Here is a 16801-nt window from a genome sequence, read left to right as displayed (position 1 = left end):
GTCCCGGCAGCGCGTTCTGCAGGGCCTGCAGCATCCAGTAGCCGATCATGCCCTGGGTCTCCGCGCCGATCGTGTCGAGCGGGTACGGCCTGAACGCCGTACAGAGAGTCATCAGGGCTGTCACCTGGGATAACGCCCCCCGCATCCACCGTGTTCGATCATCAGAGAGGGCCGCGACCGTCCGTCGCGGCCCTCTCGTTGTGTTAGAAAACAGCGTGGAACTGGATCGGTTGGATCGTGACATCATCGGGGCGCTCGTCGAGGACGCCCGCGCAACCTACGCGGAGATCGGGCATCGGGTCGGCCTGTCGGCGTCGGCCGTGAAACGGCGGGTCGACCGGCTGCGCGAGACAAGAGCGATCACCGGATTCACCGCGCGGGTCGAGCCCGCGGCGCTCGGCTGGACCACGGAGGCCTACGTGGAGCTGTTCTGCGCCGGCAAGACCTCGCCGTCCGAGATCGGGATCGCCGTCTCCCGGCACCCCGAGGTGGTCTCCGCGTGCACCATCACCGGCGAGGCCGACGCACTGCTGCACATCAGGGCCACCGACGTACGCCACGTGGAACAGGTGATCGAGCGCATCGCCTCCGAGCCGTTCGTGGTACGGACGAAAAGCTCCATCGTGCTCTCCCGGCTGATCGATGCCCCACTGATCACCTCGCGCAACGAATCGCCGTTCGTCGCCTGAAAGATGCAAGAGACCTGCGACAACGCGCAAGATCGGGCTCTTGGCCCGCGTGAACCCCGTTCTTAGGCTGGTGCAGTCTTCACCGCGACGTCCTTTACGGGGTTATTAATGATGAGGCATTACCTCATGTGTCGGCCTGACCACTTCGCCGTCGAGTACGCGATCAACCCGTGGATGGACCCGGAGGCGGGCGCGGACCGCGAGGTCGCGATCCGTCAGTGGGAGGGGCTCAGGAGCGCCTACGAGGAGCTCGGGCACCGGGTCAGCCTGATCGACCCGGTCGAGGGGCTGCCCGACATGGTCTTCGCCGCCAACGGGGCGCTGGTCGTCGGTGGCCGGGTTTACGGCGCGCGGTTCACGCATCCCGAGCGCGCCGCCGAGGGGCCCGCCTACCTGGAGTGGTTCACGGCGAACGGCTACTCCTCTGCGCGCGAGGCCGAGTTCACCAACGAGGGCGAGGGCGACTTCCTCACGCTCGACCACCTGGTGCTGGCCGGAACGGGCTTCCGCACCGACGTCGCCGCGCACGGTGAGGCCCAGGAGTTCCTTGGTCGCCCGGTGGTCTCGCTGCGTCTGGTGGACCCCCGCTTCTACCACCTGGACACTGCCCTTTTCCCACTAAACGGACATAACGTGGCATACTTCCCAGGGGCCTTCTCGGCTGGGAGCCAGGAGGTGCTCAGGAACCTGTTCCCCGACGCCGTCATCGCGAACGAGGATGACGCGACCGTGCTCGGACTCAACGCGGTCAGCGACGGCACCCACGTGGTGATCAACACGGAGGCGACCGGCCTCCAGCTGGAGCTCAAGCGGCGCGGCCTCGAGGTCGTCCCCGTCGAGCTGTCCGAGCTACGCAAAGCGGGCGGCGGACCCAAATGCTGCACACTGGAAATTCGGGGATAAAGCAGGCATAACGGTCACGAACCAAGGAACGGCGAACAAGCGGATGAAGAGCACAGAAGAGTTCATCGAGCTCAGCGAACAGCGAAGCGCACACAACTACCACCCCCTTCCCATCGTGATCCACGAGGCGCAGGGCGCCTGGGTGACCGACGTGGAGGGCAAGCGGTTCCTGGACTGCCTGTCCGGCTACTCCTCGCTGAACTTCGGCCACGGCAACCCGAAGATCATCGGAGCGGCGCAGGAGCAGCTCGGCAAGCTCACCCTGACCAGCCGTGCCTTCTTCCACGACCAGTTCGCCTCCTTCGCCGCCGGCCTGGGCGACCTCACCGGCAAGGACATGGTCCTGCCGATGAACACCGGCGCCGAGGCCGTGGAGACCGCGATCAAGGTGGCTCGCAAGTGGGGCTACCAGGTCAAGGGCGTCGCGGCAGAGCAGGCCAACATCATCGTGATGGAGGACAACTTCCACGGCCGCACCACCACGATCATCAGCTTCTCCACCGACCCCGACGCCCATGACGACTTCGGCCCGTACACCCCCGGCTTCAAGATCGTGAAGTACGGCTCGATCGAGGCGATCCGCGAGGCCGTCGACGCCAACACCGTCGCGGTGCTGGTCGAGCCCATCCAGGGCGAGGCGGGCGTGCTGGTGCCGCCGGACGGCTACCTGACCCAGGTCCGCGAGCTGTGCACCGCGGAGAACATCCTGATGATCGCCGACGAGATCCAGTCGGGGCTCGGCCGTACCGGGGACACCTTCGCCTGCGACCACGAGGGCGTCGTGCCGGACATCTACGTGCTGGGCAAGGCCCTGGGCGGCGGCGTCGTCCCGGTCTCGGCCATCACCGCGAACAAGGACGTGCTCGGCATCATCAAGCCCGGCCAGCACGGCTCGACCTTCGGCGGCAACCCGCTCGCCTGCGCGGTCGCCAACGCGGTCATCGAGATCCTCAACACCGGCGAGTACCAGGCGCGGGCCAGGGAACTCGGCGCCGTCCTGCACGAGAGGCTGCGTGGCCTGATCGGCCAGGGCGTCGTCACCGTGCGCGGCCGCGGCCTGTGGGCGGGCGTCGACATCGACCCCTCCCTCGCCACCGGGCGGGAGATCTCCAAGGCGCTGATGCGCCGCGGCGTCCTGGCCAAGGACACCCACGGCTCGACGATCCGCCTCGCCCCGCCCATCGTGGTCTCGGAGGAGGACCTCGTGTGGGCCGTCGACCAGCTCGCCGACGCCCTCAAGGAGTACGCGAGGTAACCCGGCGGTTCGACGGCGCCGGTCCGGCGAGCGGTGAGCCGAACCCGGCCGCGCCGACGAACGACGGACCGCCCACCGCCCGGACGATCTAGTCTGGAGGTGAGCATCGCGTCAACACCGGGTGAACGACACCCGTGAAGCCACCGGCGACCCCGGCCCCTCATCGTGGGCCGGCGCCCGGACCACGTGTCAGCCATACGCCCGCCGATCGCGGGGCGGGCTCGGCGACCGTGCGGCCAGGCCGTCGCGATGCCGTGACCGTCCCGGTGGCTCTTGGAGGTTCGGCAGGTGTCGATGTCGGTTGGAACCGGTCCGCTTCCCCCGATGACGGAGCCGGGACCTGCCGGGAGGCCACGCCTGCGCGCGCGGCTCGCCGGGCGCGCAGGACTCGTCATGATCGGCATCTCGATCGCGGTCATGCTCGCCGTCGCCCTCCTCGGGCCGTCCGCGGCGGTGCCCGACCTCGGCGGGGGCGACCCGCCCTGGTTCTTTCGCGCCGATCCCCCCGAGACACCGGTGGTCCAGCTCAGCTGGACGGCCGTCATCGTCGGCGGCCTGGGCGTCGGCGCCGCGCTGTACGCGCTGCGCCGGAGGTGGCGTCCCGCGCGGGGAATCCTCCTCGCGGGCACGCTGGTCGCCGTCGCCGCCCTCACGCTCGTACCGCCCGCCGGGTCGACGGACGTGCTCAACTACGCGGTCTACGGGCGGATCGCCGCGCTGGGACACGACCCGTACGTGATGACGCCGGCCTGGCTGCACCGGATCGCCGACCCGGTCGGCGACCTCACCCCCCTGGCGTGGCGCAACACGCCTTCCGTCTACGGCCCGCTGGCCACCTGGGCGCAGATGGCGGCCTCACGCCTCGGCGGCGACTCCATGGCGGCGACCGTTTTCGCCTTCAAGGTCATGACCGGCCTGGCGTTCCTGCTGTCGGCCCTCGTGCTCGACAGACTGGCGGGCCCGGAGCGCGACCGGCGGGTCCGCGTCCACCTGCTGTGGAGCCTCAACCCGCTGATGCTGTGGCACGTGGTGCTCGGCGGTCACATCGACGGTCTCGGGGTGCTCTTCCTCGTCGCCGCCCTCCTCGCCCTGCGCCGGGGCGGCCCGGTCGCGGGCCTGGTCGCGGGAGCGCTGCTCGGCGCCGCGGCCGCGGTCAAGGCACCGTTCGTCCTCGCGGGGGCCGGACTGGCCTGGGCCGCCCGCCGGTCCGCGACCACCCTCGTCGCGCTGGGCATGGGCGCGTTCGCGACGCTGGTCACGCTGTACGCGACCCAGGGTCCCGAGGCGCTCGCGAACGTGGCGGGCAAGATCGGCGCCCGCTCACTGGCCGACCCGTGGCGCGTGCTCGCCGACGCGCTGGGGCTGGGCGCGGACCCGTCGGCGTTGGAAGGGCGGCTCGCCTTGGGCGCCGCCTTCCTCATCGGTCTCCTGCTGTGCCTGCGGCTGCCTCAGGGGCCGCCCGCCGTACGGCCCGCGCTCGCGTGGTGCCTGTGCTGGCTGCTCACCTCTCCGGTGCAGCACCCCTGGTACGACGCGATGCTGTTCCCCTTGCTCGCCCTCATGCCCGCCAGCCGTCTCGACGGGCCGCTGATCGTCAGGGGAATCGTCGCCGGCCTCGTCTACCTGCCGGGCGCGACCGCCCTCCTGCGACTCCAGCCGACCGGACTGACCCAATGGATCGCCGAGACCTACCGCCCGTGGATCGCCCCGCTCGTCTCCGACGCCGTCATCCTGTACGTCGTCGTGCTGGGCCTGGCGGGTGCCCTGCGCTTTCGCGAGCGGAGACCTGCGCCGCCGGAGGTCCCGACCCCGGCGCGGCAGCCGACGCTCAGCCGGTGAGCCGGACCGTCGCGACCTCGGAGACGCCGGTCGTGGCCACGGTCGCGGTGTCCCAGCGGACCGACGGCGGGGTCTCGTCCAGGGACAGGTTGGCCACCGCGTTCGAGAACCACGGGCCGTTGACGATCCGCCATCTGAACGGCGGCCTGGGGATGCGCGCCAGGCGGGACAGCCAGCCGCCGACCAGCGTGGCGAGGCCGAACTGCGCGACGATGTTGGCCAGCCTGAGCGTACGGCTCAGCGGATTGCGGATCGGCGAGCAGACAAGCTGGTAGATGGGCAGCCCCTCTGCCTTGGCCACGTAGGAGTAGTGCACGTCGCCGGAGAGCAGGATCACCGGCTTGCCCACCCTCACGAGCAGCCTGGACAGATCCTCGAAGGAGCGGCGGAAGGCCGCCCAGTGCTCCAGGTCGACGGCCTGGCGCAGGGCCTCCGACCAGCGGGCGACCCGCCCACCCCAGGCCCCCTGCGCCAGGGCCTCGTTCCAGTTCTGGATGTGGTGGATGCCCGCGGGCAGCAGGAACGGCACCGACGTACCGATCACAAAACGTTCCGCGCCGCCCCTGTCGAGCTGTTCGACGAGCCACTCCCACTCGACCGGGTCGATCATGCGCCGATCGCCGGGGGTGAGCTGCCTGGCGCAGCGGGAGTCGAGCATGATCAGACGGGTGCCGCCGAGGTCGCGGGAGTAGCTCCACCTGCTGTCGGCGGGGACGTCGTAGGCGTGCTCGGCGAAGGCGTCGAGGATCTCACCACCGTCGCCCGCCGCCGCGCACAGCTTGCCGAGCAGTTCGTCGGTGGAGCGCTCCGCCGGTGACATGTTGCCCAGGTGCTGGTAAACCCAGTAGGCGCCGAGGCCGGAGACCACCCGCCGCGGCCACCACGAGACCTTGGACATCTTCTCCCGCCACGAGGCGGAGGTGTTGAAGTCGTCCCGCAGGTCGTGGTCGTCGAAGATCATCGCACTGGGTACCGTCGAGAGGATCCAGCGGATCTCCGGGTCGGTCCAGGCGACCCGGTACAGCTCGGCGTACTCCTCGAAGTCAGCGATCTCGGTCTTCGGCTCGCTGTCCCTGCGTCCCCTGATGAACTCCAGCATCTCGACGGACGGCTCGTCGGCGTAGACCTGGTCGCCGAGCAGGAGGAGCATGTCGGGCCACTCCTCCTCGGGCCTGTCCCTCAGGCTGCAGCCGTACGCGCGCAGGACGTCGACCCCGTGGGAGATGGTGTGCGGGGCGTCGTGCGGCACGCTGGTTCGACAGGAGCCGAACATCACCTTTCTGGGGCCGCCGGGGCCGAGGAACCGGATGCGGCTGGGTGGCTGATCGGGCAGCGGCCAGACGCCCTCCCCGTCGAGACGGACCTCATAAGCCCCCTCAGCGGTGACGTCAACGACCGCGTAGTGGTGGCCGTGCACGGAGAACGTCAGCGCCCTCGAGCGCGTGCCACCGGCCTCGACGGTCACCTCGCACGGCCCGCTGGTCTCCACCCATATCGAGGCGCTCGTCTCGTCCACGTAACGCAGCAGCGGCCCGACCACAAGTTCCGGCACGTTCATCGAAACTCCTTAAGCGTGGAGACCCGGTCCTTCAGGGCCCGGAGGAAACGCGGTACGACGCCGCAGGTTTCGGTAATGTGTTCGGTAGCGGCGATGACCAAGCCGCCACCCGCATGATCGGCTCCACCCTCGCCGCCGGGCCGGCGGAGAGGTGAAACGCCTGCGGAGCTGGTGTAAGACCCCAACGAAAGATCCTTTTCGGGCGGGCGGCCGGCGGTGAAACAGGAAACCCTGCGGGCGACCGCAGGAATCTCCTCCCCTCGGGGAGGGGAGGCGGTCAACCCCTCAGCCACTACGGAACGGCGGGCGCCCGGCCGGGCGCCCGCCATGTCGGCGTGTGCTCCCACTCTGCCCGACAACCCCGCCGGATAACGATCTGTCACCTCAAAGTAGGGAAACGCACAAAAAACGGCCATCAGCCCGCAACGTATTCAGCTTGGCACGGCAAAGGACCCATAAATATTCTGATCATCACAAACCACCACGAGTGGAGCAATGGCGCTCCGCTCACCGGATGGAGGTTCACCTTCATGACCCTCATGGTGCCGTCAACGACGCCGGCGACCAGTCTTACCAGCCCGGGCCTCGGCCCGGAAACCAGCGCAGGCCGTCAGGCCCTCGACTCCGCCCTGCTCCTCCTCGACGAGGCGGCCGGCCTGCTCGGCCTGGATGACGGCCTGCGCACGATGCTCGCCACCCCTCGCCGCTCGCTCACCGTCTCGGTGCCGGTTCTCCGTGAGGACGGCCGGACGGATGTCCTGCAGGGCTTCCGGGTGCAGCACAACACCACTCTCGGCCCCGCCAGGGGCGGCATCCGCTTCGCGCCCTCCGCCGACATCCACGAGGTCACCGCGCTGGCGATGCGGACGACCTGGAAATACGCGCTGGCGGGCGTCCTGTACGGCGGCGCCAAGGGTGGCGTCCGCGTCGACCCCACCTCGCTGAGCGCCTGGGAGCTCGAGCGGGTGACCCGGCGCTACGTCAACGAGATCATGCCGATCATCGGCCCCGAAGGGGACGTCCCCGCCCCGGACGCGGGCGCGGACGAGCGGACCACCGCCTCGATCGCAGCGTGGATCGCGGACGGCTACTCGGCGCAGACGGGCTACTCCGCGCCGGGCGCGGTGGCCGGTGGCTCCGCGGCCTCGGGCGACTCCCCCGACGAGGCCGCCGCAGCCTCCTCCGGCGCGTGCGCCGCCGTGCTGAGGGCCCTGGGGACGCTGCCCGGCTCCCCCGCGGGCCGTACCGTCGCGGTGCACGGCTTCGGCGAGACCGGCTCGCTCACCGCGCGGCGGCTGACGGGCGAGGGCTGCCGTGTGGTCGCGCTCTGCGACGCCACGGGCGCGGTCGCCGACCGTTCCGGCCTGGACGTGGAGAGCCTGCGCGCGTGGGCGCGGGAGACAGGCGGTGTGTACGGCTACCGCAACGCGGACACCCTGTCCCGTGAGGAACTGCTGGGGCTGGACGTGGACGTGCTCGTCCTGGCGGCCCCGGCGAGCCCGATCACGGCGCAGGACGCTCCGGGCGTCGGGGCCCGCCTGGTCGTCGAGGCGGTGGACGGCCCGGTCACGCCGGACGCGGACCCGATCCTCGCCGGCGCGGGGACCGTCGTGATCCCGGACATCCTGACGGGCGCGGGCAGCGTGATCGCCTCCCGCCTCGGGGGGACGCCGAGCTCAGGGCCCCGCTCGTGGGGTATCGGGGGAGCAGGCACCAGGCTGCGCGGACTCGCCGGGGGCTGCTTCGACACGGTCGCGGCGATGTCGGCGGAGCGCGGGCTCACCCTGCGCCAGGCCGCCCACGCCGTCGGCGTCGGCCGGGTCGCCGAGGCGCACAGGGCGAGGGGACTGCGTCTTTGACGCTCCGGCACGAGAAAGGCCCGGTCCCCTCGGGGGCCGGGCCGTACGGGCCGTCGCGACTTCTCAGGAGACGGACGGCGCCCGCACCGGGACACACGATCGAGCTGTGGGGAACGCGGCGTCGCGTTCCCCTGACGGTGCGGGACCGTCAGGAACGCAGCGCGGGGACGGCGGCGCCGTCGCGCTCGGCGATCGGCTCGGCGATCGGCGCGTCCAGAGCCCTGACCAGGCGCTCGAGCTCGCCCATGAGCTGTTCGGTGCGCTCGGTGCCGTAGGCGGCCTCGATCGTCCTGTGGTGCCCCGCGACCGCCCCCTCGACCCGATCGAGCAGCTCGGCTCCCCGGTCGGCGAGGAAGACGGCGACCCTGCGGCGGTCGGCCGGATCGTGGCCGCGGTAGACCAGGGCCCGGTCGATGAGCCGGTCGATCGCCTTGGTGAGCGTCGGGTGCGGCATCAGGACGACCTCGGCCAGATCACCCATCGAGTGGCCGCAGCCGTCGGCGAGCGCGCGCAGGATGCGCCACTGCTCGACACTGACATCCTCCGCGGTGAGCGCGGCGGCGAGCCCTCGGTTGACACTACGCTCAGCGCGGCTGAGCAAGTAGGCGAGCGAGGATCCCAGCCCGGTCGTCACCATGTGAAGCTCCCGTCTGTATCCCGGCTAAGTAACGGGCCTGCCATACCCGTCCTTTTAGGAGGATACTCTCCAATGTGGCAGAAGCCATCACAGCCGTCATCGAGCCCTTGGAAGCACAGTTGCTCCAAGGGGTCGCTCTGCGCGTCGGACTCGTCGTCCCCATCTCCGGGGTGCTCGGGCTCGTGGGACCATGCGCGATCAACTGCGCCGTCCTCGCCTCCGACGAGGTGAACATCGCGGGTGGCATCCTCGGCAGGCCGATCGAGCTGGTCCTCCTCGACGGAGGCCGCCCCGCGGAGCAGGTGGCCGCGGAGGTCGGGGAGCTCGCGCGGAGCGGTGTGATCGACGCTGTGGTCGGTACCTGCGGCAGTGACGTCCGGATCGCGATCGTGCGAGCCCTGGCCGGGGGGGTGCCGTTCGTCTACGCCCCGCCCTACGAGGGCGGCGGCAAGGCTCCCGGCGTCTACTTCCTCGGCGAGACGCCGGACCGCCAGCTCAAGCCCGGGCTCGACTGGCTGATCGAGCTGCGCCGCGCCCGTAGATGGTTCATGCTGGGCAACGACTACATCTGGCCCCGCCTGGTGCACGGAGCGGCCCGCCGCCATCTCGCCGCGCGCGGCGCGACGGTGGTCGGCGAGCAGTACATCCCGTACGGCAAGCTCGGCCTGCCCCAGGTCATGGAGCAACTGGTCGCCAGCAGACCGGACGCCGTGCTGCTCAGCCTGATCGGCAGTGACCTCGTCAGCTTCAACCGGGCCTACACCACCGCGGGCCTGGGCTACCCCCGTCTCTGCGGGGCGCTTGAGGAGCATGGCCTGCTGGGCATCGGTGGCGACGACACCGGGGAGCTATACGGCGCTATGGGCTATTTCTCCAGCCTCGTCACCGATGACAGCCTGAGTCTTGGAGAGCGTTACACTCGCCGTTTCGGATCAAACGCGCCGTTGCTCAACGGGCACGGCCAGGGCTGTTACGAGGCGGTGCTGATGCTCGCAGCACTCGCGAGGCGCGCGGGAACTCTCTACGTCCCGGCGGTTGACGCGGTCGCCGACGGTACCTCCATCGTCACCGCGCGCGGTCGCCTGACACTCCAGGACCACGGAGTGCGGCGCGGTGCCCACATAGGCAGAGCGGATGGTCTCGATTTCGACATCGTTCGTTAACAACTTGCCTCTGCAAACTTTTCCTTTTCAAAGATTCGTCCTAAAGTGACGCCTGCACACCTCTTCTAGGAGTCGTTCCATGACTACTGACCCCTCCCTGGAACAGTTCGGCTACAGGCAAGAACTCCGAAGGTCCCTCAGCTTCAACGATCTGCTCATCTACGGCCTGATCTTCATGGTCCCGATCGCGCCGTTCGGCATCTTCGGCAGTGTCTTCCAGGCGTCGGGTGGCATGGTCGCGCTCGCCTACATCATCGGCATGGTCGCGATGGCCTTCACCGCGTTCTCCTACGCGCAGATGGCCAAGGCGTTCCCGATGGCCGGGTCGGTCTACACCTACGCGGGCCGGGGCATCGTCGGCCCCGTCGGCTTCCTGGCCGGATGGGCGATGCTGCTCGACTACGTGCTCGTCCCCGCCCTGCTCTATCTCATCGCCAGCCTGGCGATGGCCTCGTTCGTCCCCCTGCCGGTCTGGGCCTGGCTGATCGTGTTCGTGGTCCTCAACACGGTCGTCAACTACCTGGGCATCCAGATGACCGCGAAGATCACGAGGTACATGCTGATCGCCGAGCTCATCGTGCTCGCGATCTTCATCCTCATCGGTCTGTTCGCGCTGCTCCAGGGCAAGGCGCAGACGGGCGCGTTGACTCCGCTATTCAACTCCGACACGTTCAGCTGGCCTCTGGCCTTCGGCGCGGTCTCCGTCGCGGTGCTGTCCTTCCTCGGCTTCGACGGCATCTCCATGCTGGCCGAGGAGAGCAAGGTCGACAGCCGCAAGATCGGCCAGTCGATGATCGCGGCGCTGGGCCTGGCGGGCGCGCTGTTCATCGTGCAGACCTGGATCGGCGCACTGCTCACCCCGAACCGCAGCCAGCTGCTGAGCGGCGGCGACCCCAACGGGACCGCGTTCTACGACATGGCCGAGTTCGCGGGCGGTCACTGGCTCAGCATCCTGACCGCCGTCTCCACCGCCATCGCCTGGGGCTTCGCCAACTCCCTGGTCGCCCAGGCCGCCACCTCGCGTCTGCTGTACGCCATGGCCCGCGACCGCCAGCTGCCCGCCTTCCTCGCCAAGATCCACCCGAAGAACAAGGTTCCGGTCAACGCCACCATCCTCGTCGCGGCCGTCTCCCTGGCCGTCGGGCTCTTCCTGGCCAACCGCGAGGACGGCATCGCGCTGATCAGCAGCCTCGTCAACTTCGGCGCGATGACCGCCTTCCTCGCGCTGCACCTGTCGGTGGTCATCCACTACTTCTTCAGGAACGGCAGCCGTGACTGGTGGCGGCACCTGCTCGCCCCGCTGATCGGCTTCGGGATCCTGGTCTTCGTGGTGATCAACGCCAGCATCGCGGCCCAGCTCGTGGGAATCATCTGGCTCGCCATCGGCCTGCTGGTGCTCGCCACCTTCTACGCCTACGGCCGCCGCCCTCTGCTGGCCGCCCTGGGCGAGTCGCACGACGCCCCCCTCAAGTAACACCGACGACGTGCCGCACACCCCCCGCCACACCTACTCGACATAACCAAGGACAGAGCACATGTTCGAAATCTTTCTCGAGGTGGAAGAGGGCTTCACCTCGGCTCTCCTCAACTCGGTAACGAACCTCAGCCGGGCGGGTGTGCGGTGAACGTCGTCTCCTACAAGCCATCCCCCGAAGACCTCAGCTACACCTTTGGCGGCAGGCCCGCCGTCGGCACCATCAAGCCCGGCACGATCCTCGAGATGTACACCGAGGACTGCTTCGGCGGCCGGGTCCGCTCCGTCGACGACCTGCCCTCACAGGTCTGCGAGTTCCCCTATCTGAACCCCGTCACCGGCCCCTTCCACGTCGAGGGCGCCGAGCCCGGCGACACGCTCGCGCTGCACTTCGTCTCCATCGAGCCTGCCAGGGACTGGGCGATGTCGGCCACGTTCCCGCACTTCGGGGCGCTGACCGGCACGCACACGACCGCCATGCTCACCCCGCCGCTCGACGAGGTCGTCTGGCGCTACGACATCGACGTGGCGGCGGGCGTCGCCCGCTACCACGCCCGCAAGAGCGACTTCACGGTCGAGCTGCCGCTGGACCCGATGCACGGCACGGTCGGCGTCGCGCCCGGCGCGTCCGAGGCCCGGATGACCATCACCCCGGACGCCCACGGTGGCAACATGGACACCCCTGAGCTGCGCGCGGGCGTGACCGTCTACCTCGGTGTCAACGTCGAGGGCGGCCTGTTCGCGGTCGGTGACGGGCACGCCCGCCAGGGCCATGGCGAGGTGTGCGGCACGGCCATCGAGTCGGCGATGAACACCGTGGTCGCGGTCGAGCTGATCAAGGGCGTCACCACCCCGTGGCCGCGCCTCGAGGATGACCACAGCCTGATGTCGACCGGCTCGGCCCGCCCGCTTGAGGACGCCTACCGGATCAGCCAGCACGACCTGGTCACCTGGACCTCCGAGGTCACCGGCCTGGAGACCCTGGACGCCTACCAGCTGGTCAGCCAGATCGGCGAGGCTCCGGTCGGCAACGTCTGCGACAGCAACTACACGATGGTCGCCAAGCTCCCCAAGGCCTACCTGGGCGGGCGCGGTGTCTACGAGTCGGCCCACGAGCGTCTGCGCGACCTGGGCCGACAGTACCTCGCCCAGCGCTAACAGCGGGGGCCTGCGCGGGGAAGCCGTCCCGCGTCACGTACCGCCGGGGTGCGCGGCGCGGGACTTTCCCAGCTTGCGATCAGAAACGGTCCGAAAACCTCATCTGACTGACCGGACCCGGAACCCGGTCGTTCCCGGGAACCTCTTACCAGCCCGGGATCGGCCCGTTTCCTGAGACTCCTCACCGGATCAGGAACCGGCCCGTTCGTCGAACTCCCCTCCCGGACCCGGAATGGGCCGGCCCGGACCCTCTCCCGGATCCGGGCCGGCCCATTCTCCGAAGCGCTCAGCCCGCGCCCGGGACGGTGACGTTCTTCTCCTTGAAGCCGAACCCGTTGCTCGTGGCCTGCTTCTGCAGCTCCCCGAAGGCGTTCTGGGCGGCCTGGAGGTCCTCCGGAGTCGCGCTTCCGCCCTTCAGCTTGCTCGTGAGGGACGCGAACGTGCCGCTCACTGCCTTCACTCCCCGGCACAGCGTCGGGTTGGCCTCGGCGAACTTCTTGGCCACCTTCAGCTCGTGAATCGCGAACAGCCCCGCCACCGCGGCCTTCACGAAGGTGCGCTTGCGCTTCTCCGCCCCGGCCTTGAACCCGCCCGCTCGCAGGGGCTTGTAGATGTAGCGCTGGAAGGCGCCCAGTGCGAGCCCGGCGTGCAGGGCGAAACGGATCTTCGCGAACCGCTTGGTGTTGCCGGTGGTCGGGCAGGGCGTGGTGTCCGCAGACTCGGGTCCCGAGGTCGGCGCGGCCCCGGCCCCGGCCTCAGCCTCGGCCGCGGGCGCGGTGGTCGCCGGAACGCCGGCCGCCGGAGCCGTGCTCGCCAGAGGCGTCATGGCCGACGGCGCGCCGGGGTTGCAGCCGCTGAGCAACATCACCGCCAGAAAGGCCGCGGCCAGGGCGGCACCCGATCGAGCACTCCGCTCAGTCACTTCTCCCCCTTGATGGAAATCCATGACGTCACGGCCCGTCTCCGTGCAGGGGGGGTTGGACACCGGACGACTGCCACAGATCGGATGAGACGGCTTTTCACCGCCCTTGGCATCGTCTCCCACCTTCAGCGGGAAAACCGGCATCGACACACCTTGCGATGCGTGTCGTGGAAAGACTCACTCCAGGCACGCGGCCACGATGTCCTCGCAGAGGGCGTGGGTGGCCAGGGCGTCCTCCGCGTCGACGCGGGTTCCCGAGCCGACCGCGCCGAGGAACTCAAGGCAGGCCCGCTCGATGCCGCGCTGGCGGGAGACGGGCACCCAGTCGCCGCGGCGGGTCAGCGTCTCCGCGCCCGCGTAGTCGACCACGTCGGCGAGGTTGACCACCCGCCGCTTGGCTCCCCCGCCCATCACCTCGACGGTCTCCTCCGCGGCGCCGCTCACCCTGTTCATGATCCCGAAGGCGGTGAAGCCGTCCCCGGAAAGCTCGAGCGTCACGTGCTCGAGCAGGCCGTTCCTGACCCTGGCCCGGACGCCGGTGTGCTCGACCTGTCCCGGCACCAGGAATCTGAGGGTGTCCACGACGTGGATGAAGTCGTCGAAGACGGCGGTGCGCGGGTCCTCGGGGAGGTTCTCCCGGTTCTTCTCCATCACGACCAGGTGGCGGGGCAGGTCGAGCAGGGCCGTGTACGCCGGTGCCCTGCGGCGGTTGAAGCCGACGAACAGCGACAGGTTCCGCTCGCGGGCCAGCCGTACCAGGTGTTCCGAGCCCTCCAGCGTGGAGGCGATCGGCTTGTCCAGGTAGACGTGGACACCGGCCCTGAGCAACGGCTCGACGATCTCCGTGTGGGCGTCGGTCGCCACATGCACGAAGGCCGCCTCGATCCCGGCGCCGATCACCTCGCCGACCGACGTGAAACGACGCTCGATCCGGTAGGTGTCGCCGAGGCGGTCGAGGGTGGCGCGGTCGCGGGTGCACAGGTGCAGGTCGAGGCCGGGGGTGGCGGCGAGCACCGGAAGGTAGGCCTTCCGCGCGATGTCCCCGAGGCCGATCATGGCGATCTTCATGCCCAGAGCGTACGGCCGCGCCACCGAGGTGGGTCCGGGACTCCGCCCCGCGCCGTCCGGGGAGCGCGGAGCCGGGTCCGGGGCGCGGCCGTACGCCGCACGGTTCACGCCGCCGAGGCCAGGCGGTCGCGCCACCAGGCGATCGTGGCGGTCAGTGCCTCGTCCATCGGGGTCGGCGTCACGCCGAAGACCTTCTGGAAGTCGGTCGAGTCCAGGACGAAGGGCCTGACGAACTGGTAGCGCAGCTCCTCGAGCTCGCCGAGCATCGGGGAGAAGAGCCCGGCCGCGCGGATCATCCAGTGGGGCATGGCCTTGACCCCCGGGTTCGGCACGCCCGCCAGCGCGCACAGCCGGTCCGCGACCTGGCCGGCCGACATCGGCTCCGTCGTCGGGACGTGCCACGCCCGCCCCCAGGACCGGTCGTCGGTCGCGGCCGTCACCAGGGCCCTGGCCACGTCGGGCACGTAGGTCCAGCTGTGCGGCTGGTCCGGGTCCCCGACGAGGCGGACCGGCTTGCCGCCGAGCATCTGGGGGACGAACCTCTCTCCCAGATGCGACTGGCTCAGGCAGCCTGGACCGAAGTAGTCAGATCCGCGCACCTCGGTCACCCGGACCCGTCCCGCCTCGTGCGCGGCCAGAGCCTCCCGCCACACACGGACCCGGACGGCGCCCTTGGCGCTGGGCGGTTCGAGCGGGTCGTCCTCCCGCATCGGGCGCTCAGGGGCGGCGTAGACGTAGAGGTTCCCGAGCATGACGTATCCCGCCCCGCTGTTCTCCGCCGCGGCCAGCAGCGACTGCGACATCGGCGGCCAGTCCTGCGCCCAGCGGTGGTAGGGCGGGTTGACGCAGTTGTAGAGGACGTCCGCTCCCCCGGTCAGCTCGGTCATCCGCTCCCGGTCGGCCGCGTCCGCGGCGACCTTGCGGATTCCCCGGGCGTCGGGCCCCGATCCTGAGCGGCTGACCAGGACGACCTCGTGTCCCTGTTCGGCCAGCAGCAGGGCGACCTGGGCGCCGACCTGACCGGCTCCCGCGATGACGTGCTTACCCATGACCGTCTTTCCTTTCATCGTTTCTCATCGATTCCACGCGGTATTCACCGGTTCCGCGCGGTTTTCACTGGTTCCACAGCAGCCGCAGCACGGCGTTGACGACGTAGACGGCGGCGAAGACGAGGCCCGGGGTCAGGCGGCCCGCCATGACCAGCGCCGCGGCGCCGCCGCCGAACCACAGGACCTCAAGCACCACCCGGGCGAACCCGGTGAGCGGGATCAGCGCGCCGTTGGCCGCGCCGAAGACGGCCCAGAGCGCGATGAACAGCGCGGGCGCGCCGAGCCCGAGAAGCAACTTCACCGGCCAGCTCTGGCCGACGGTGAACCCCCAATAGCAGGTCGAGGCGAGAACGCCCAACTCCAGCAGGAACGCGACGAGGAGGTTGACGTTCTTGGCCAGGGACAGCATCGGGGGACTCCTTAGAGATTGCCATTCCGTTCTGAGAGCAATGCTCTCGCCAATGAGCGCCGCCCGTCAAGAGCGGTGCTCTTTTTTTATTTCGGTGCTCTGATATGGTCCTGAGCATGAGCTCAAGCCGCACAGCACGAGAACGGGTCCGCGCCGAGCTGACCCGCGAGATCACCGACATCGCCCGCAACCAGCTCGCGACCGACGGGGCGGCGGGCCTGTCCCTGCGCGCCGTGGCCCGCGAGATGGGGATGGTCTCCTCGGCGATCTACCGCTACTTCCCGTCCAGGGACGACCTGCTCACGGCCCTGATCATCGACGGCTACAACGCCGTCGGCGAGGCCGTGGAGAACGCGGACGCCGCCCGTCCCCGGGAGGACCACACGGGCCGGTGGCTGGCGGTCTGCCACGCCGTACGGGACTGGGCGCTGGCCCATCCACACGAGTACGCCCTGCTGTACGGCTCGCCCGTGCCTGGCTATCAGGCGCCGATGGACACCGTCGCCGCCGCGATCCGCGACACCACCGTCTACGGGCAGATCGTCTCCGACGCCCACCGCGCGGGAGCCCTGAACCCGCCGGGCATCTGCCCGCCCCCGCCTCCCTCGTTCGGCGATGACGCGAGCCGCGTGCGCGCGGTCATCTCCGAGGTCCCGGACGACGTCATCGCCCGCGCGCTGATCGTCTGGACGGGGCTGTTCGGCTGGGTCAACTTCGAACTGTTCGGCCAGTTCAACAACGTGATCCTGGACCGCACCACGGCCTTCGACCACTCCATGCGCTGCCACGCGGCCTTCCTCGGCCTGCCCCTCTGACCC

The 16801-nt window shown here is 69.7% G+C and carries 15 protein-coding genes; 9 read left to right on the top strand and 6 right to left on the bottom strand.

What is annotated here, in order from left to right; genetic code table 11:
* Window positions 1-215: 215 nt before the first annotated feature.
* The 4 genes from AB0395_RS16590 (at window position 216) to mptB (ending at window position 4686) form a co-directional block, all read left to right on the top strand.
* Window positions 216-689: an Lrp/AsnC family transcriptional regulator gene (locus AB0395_RS16590; RefSeq protein WP_366281373.1), complete on the top strand. Its 474-nt coding sequence runs from the start codon at window positions 216-218 to the stop codon at window positions 687-689.
* A gap of 108 nt (window positions 690-797) precedes the next feature.
* The gene (gene ddaH, locus AB0395_RS16585) at window positions 798-1592 is read left to right on the top strand and encodes a dimethylargininase (protein ID WP_366281371.1); all 795 of its coding nucleotides are present in this window, start codon (window positions 798-800) and stop codon (window positions 1590-1592) included.
* Window positions 1593-1635: 43 nt separating this feature from the next.
* A complete protein-coding gene (gene rocD / locus AB0395_RS16580; protein WP_366281369.1) occupies window positions 1636-2847 on the top strand; it encodes an ornithine--oxo-acid transaminase in 1212 nt (403 codons plus the stop codon).
* 393 nt (window positions 2848-3240) lie between these two features.
* Window positions 3241-4686: a polyprenol phosphomannose-dependent alpha 1,6 mannosyltransferase MptB gene (gene mptB, locus AB0395_RS16575; protein WP_366281367.1), complete on the top strand. Its 1446-nt coding sequence runs from the start codon at window positions 3241-3243 to the stop codon at window positions 4684-4686.
* On the opposite strand, the gene AB0395_RS16570 is transcribed toward mptB, so the two are convergent.
* The gene (locus tag AB0395_RS16570) at window positions 4676-6244 is read right to left on the bottom strand and encodes an alkaline phosphatase D family protein (protein ID WP_366281365.1); all 1569 of its coding nucleotides are present in this window, start codon (window positions 6242-6244) and stop codon (window positions 4676-4678) included. The genes mptB and AB0395_RS16570 overlap by 11 nt on opposite strands.
* A 530-nt stretch (window positions 6245-6774) precedes the next feature.
* Here AB0395_RS16570 and AB0395_RS16565 point away from each other — a divergent pair.
* A complete protein-coding gene (locus tag AB0395_RS16565) occupies window positions 6775-8103 on the top strand; it encodes a Glu/Leu/Phe/Val dehydrogenase (RefSeq protein ID WP_366281363.1) in 1329 nt (442 codons plus the stop codon).
* Between the two features lie 148 nt (window positions 8104-8251).
* Here the strand turns inward: AB0395_RS16565 and AB0395_RS16560 are convergent, their stop codons facing one another.
* Window positions 8252-8740: a MarR family transcriptional regulator gene (locus AB0395_RS16560; RefSeq protein WP_366281361.1), complete on the bottom strand. Its 489-nt coding sequence runs from the start codon at window positions 8738-8740 to the stop codon at window positions 8252-8254.
* A 74-nt stretch (window positions 8741-8814) separates the two neighbouring features.
* On the opposite strand from AB0395_RS16560, the gene AB0395_RS16555 reads away from it, so the two are divergent.
* From AB0395_RS16555 to AB0395_RS16545, 3 genes are all read left to right on the top strand, one after another.
* A complete protein-coding gene (locus tag AB0395_RS16555) occupies window positions 8815-9903 on the top strand; it encodes a substrate-binding domain-containing protein (RefSeq protein ID WP_366281359.1) in 1089 nt (362 codons plus the stop codon).
* Window positions 9904-9982: 79 nt separating this feature from the next.
* On the top strand, window positions 9983-11377 hold the full coding sequence (locus tag AB0395_RS16550; RefSeq protein WP_366281357.1) for an APC family permease: 1395 nt from the start codon (window positions 9983-9985) through the stop codon (window positions 11375-11377).
* 147 nt (window positions 11378-11524) lie between these two features.
* Window positions 11525-12535 (top strand): acetamidase/formamidase family protein, encoded by a 1011-nt coding sequence (locus AB0395_RS16545; protein WP_366281355.1) that lies wholly within the window; start codon window positions 11525-11527, stop codon window positions 12533-12535.
* A gap of 286 nt (window positions 12536-12821) precedes the next feature.
* On the opposite strand, the gene AB0395_RS16540 is transcribed toward AB0395_RS16545, so the two are convergent.
* From AB0395_RS16540 to AB0395_RS16525, 4 genes are all read right to left on the bottom strand, one after another.
* Window positions 12822-13457, bottom strand: a complete 636-nt coding sequence (locus AB0395_RS16540; RefSeq protein WP_366281353.1) for a hypothetical protein — start codon at window positions 13455-13457, stop codon at window positions 12822-12824.
* Between the two features lie 177 nt (window positions 13458-13634).
* Window positions 13635-14525 carry a Gfo/Idh/MocA family oxidoreductase gene (locus AB0395_RS16535; protein ID WP_366281351.1) on the bottom strand — a complete coding sequence of 297 codons (891 nt, stop codon included), beginning with the start codon at window positions 14523-14525 and terminating at the stop codon, window positions 13635-13637.
* A gap of 104 nt (window positions 14526-14629) precedes the next feature.
* Window positions 14630-15574, bottom strand: coding sequence for an NAD-dependent epimerase/dehydratase family protein (locus AB0395_RS16530; RefSeq protein ID WP_366281349.1), 945 nt, complete (start codon window positions 15572-15574; stop codon window positions 14630-14632).
* A gap of 64 nt (window positions 15575-15638) precedes the next feature.
* The gene (locus AB0395_RS16525; protein ID WP_366281348.1) at window positions 15639-15983 is read right to left on the bottom strand and encodes a YrdB family protein; all 345 of its coding nucleotides are present in this window, start codon (window positions 15981-15983) and stop codon (window positions 15639-15641) included.
* A gap of 116 nt (window positions 15984-16099) precedes the next feature.
* Here AB0395_RS16525 and AB0395_RS16520 point away from each other — a divergent pair, with 116 nt between their 5' ends.
* Window positions 16100-16798, top strand: coding sequence for a TetR/AcrR family transcriptional regulator (locus AB0395_RS16520; RefSeq protein ID WP_366281346.1), 699 nt, complete (start codon window positions 16100-16102; stop codon window positions 16796-16798).
* Window positions 16799-16801 lie beyond the last annotated feature (3 nt).

Source organism: Streptosporangium sp. NPDC051023 (assembly GCF_040689595.1).
Classification (GTDB): Bacteria; Actinomycetota; Actinomycetes; order Streptosporangiales; family Streptosporangiaceae; genus Streptosporangium.
Note: the sequence above shows the minus strand (reverse complement) of the source record. Positions and strands in the feature narration are given on the sequence as shown.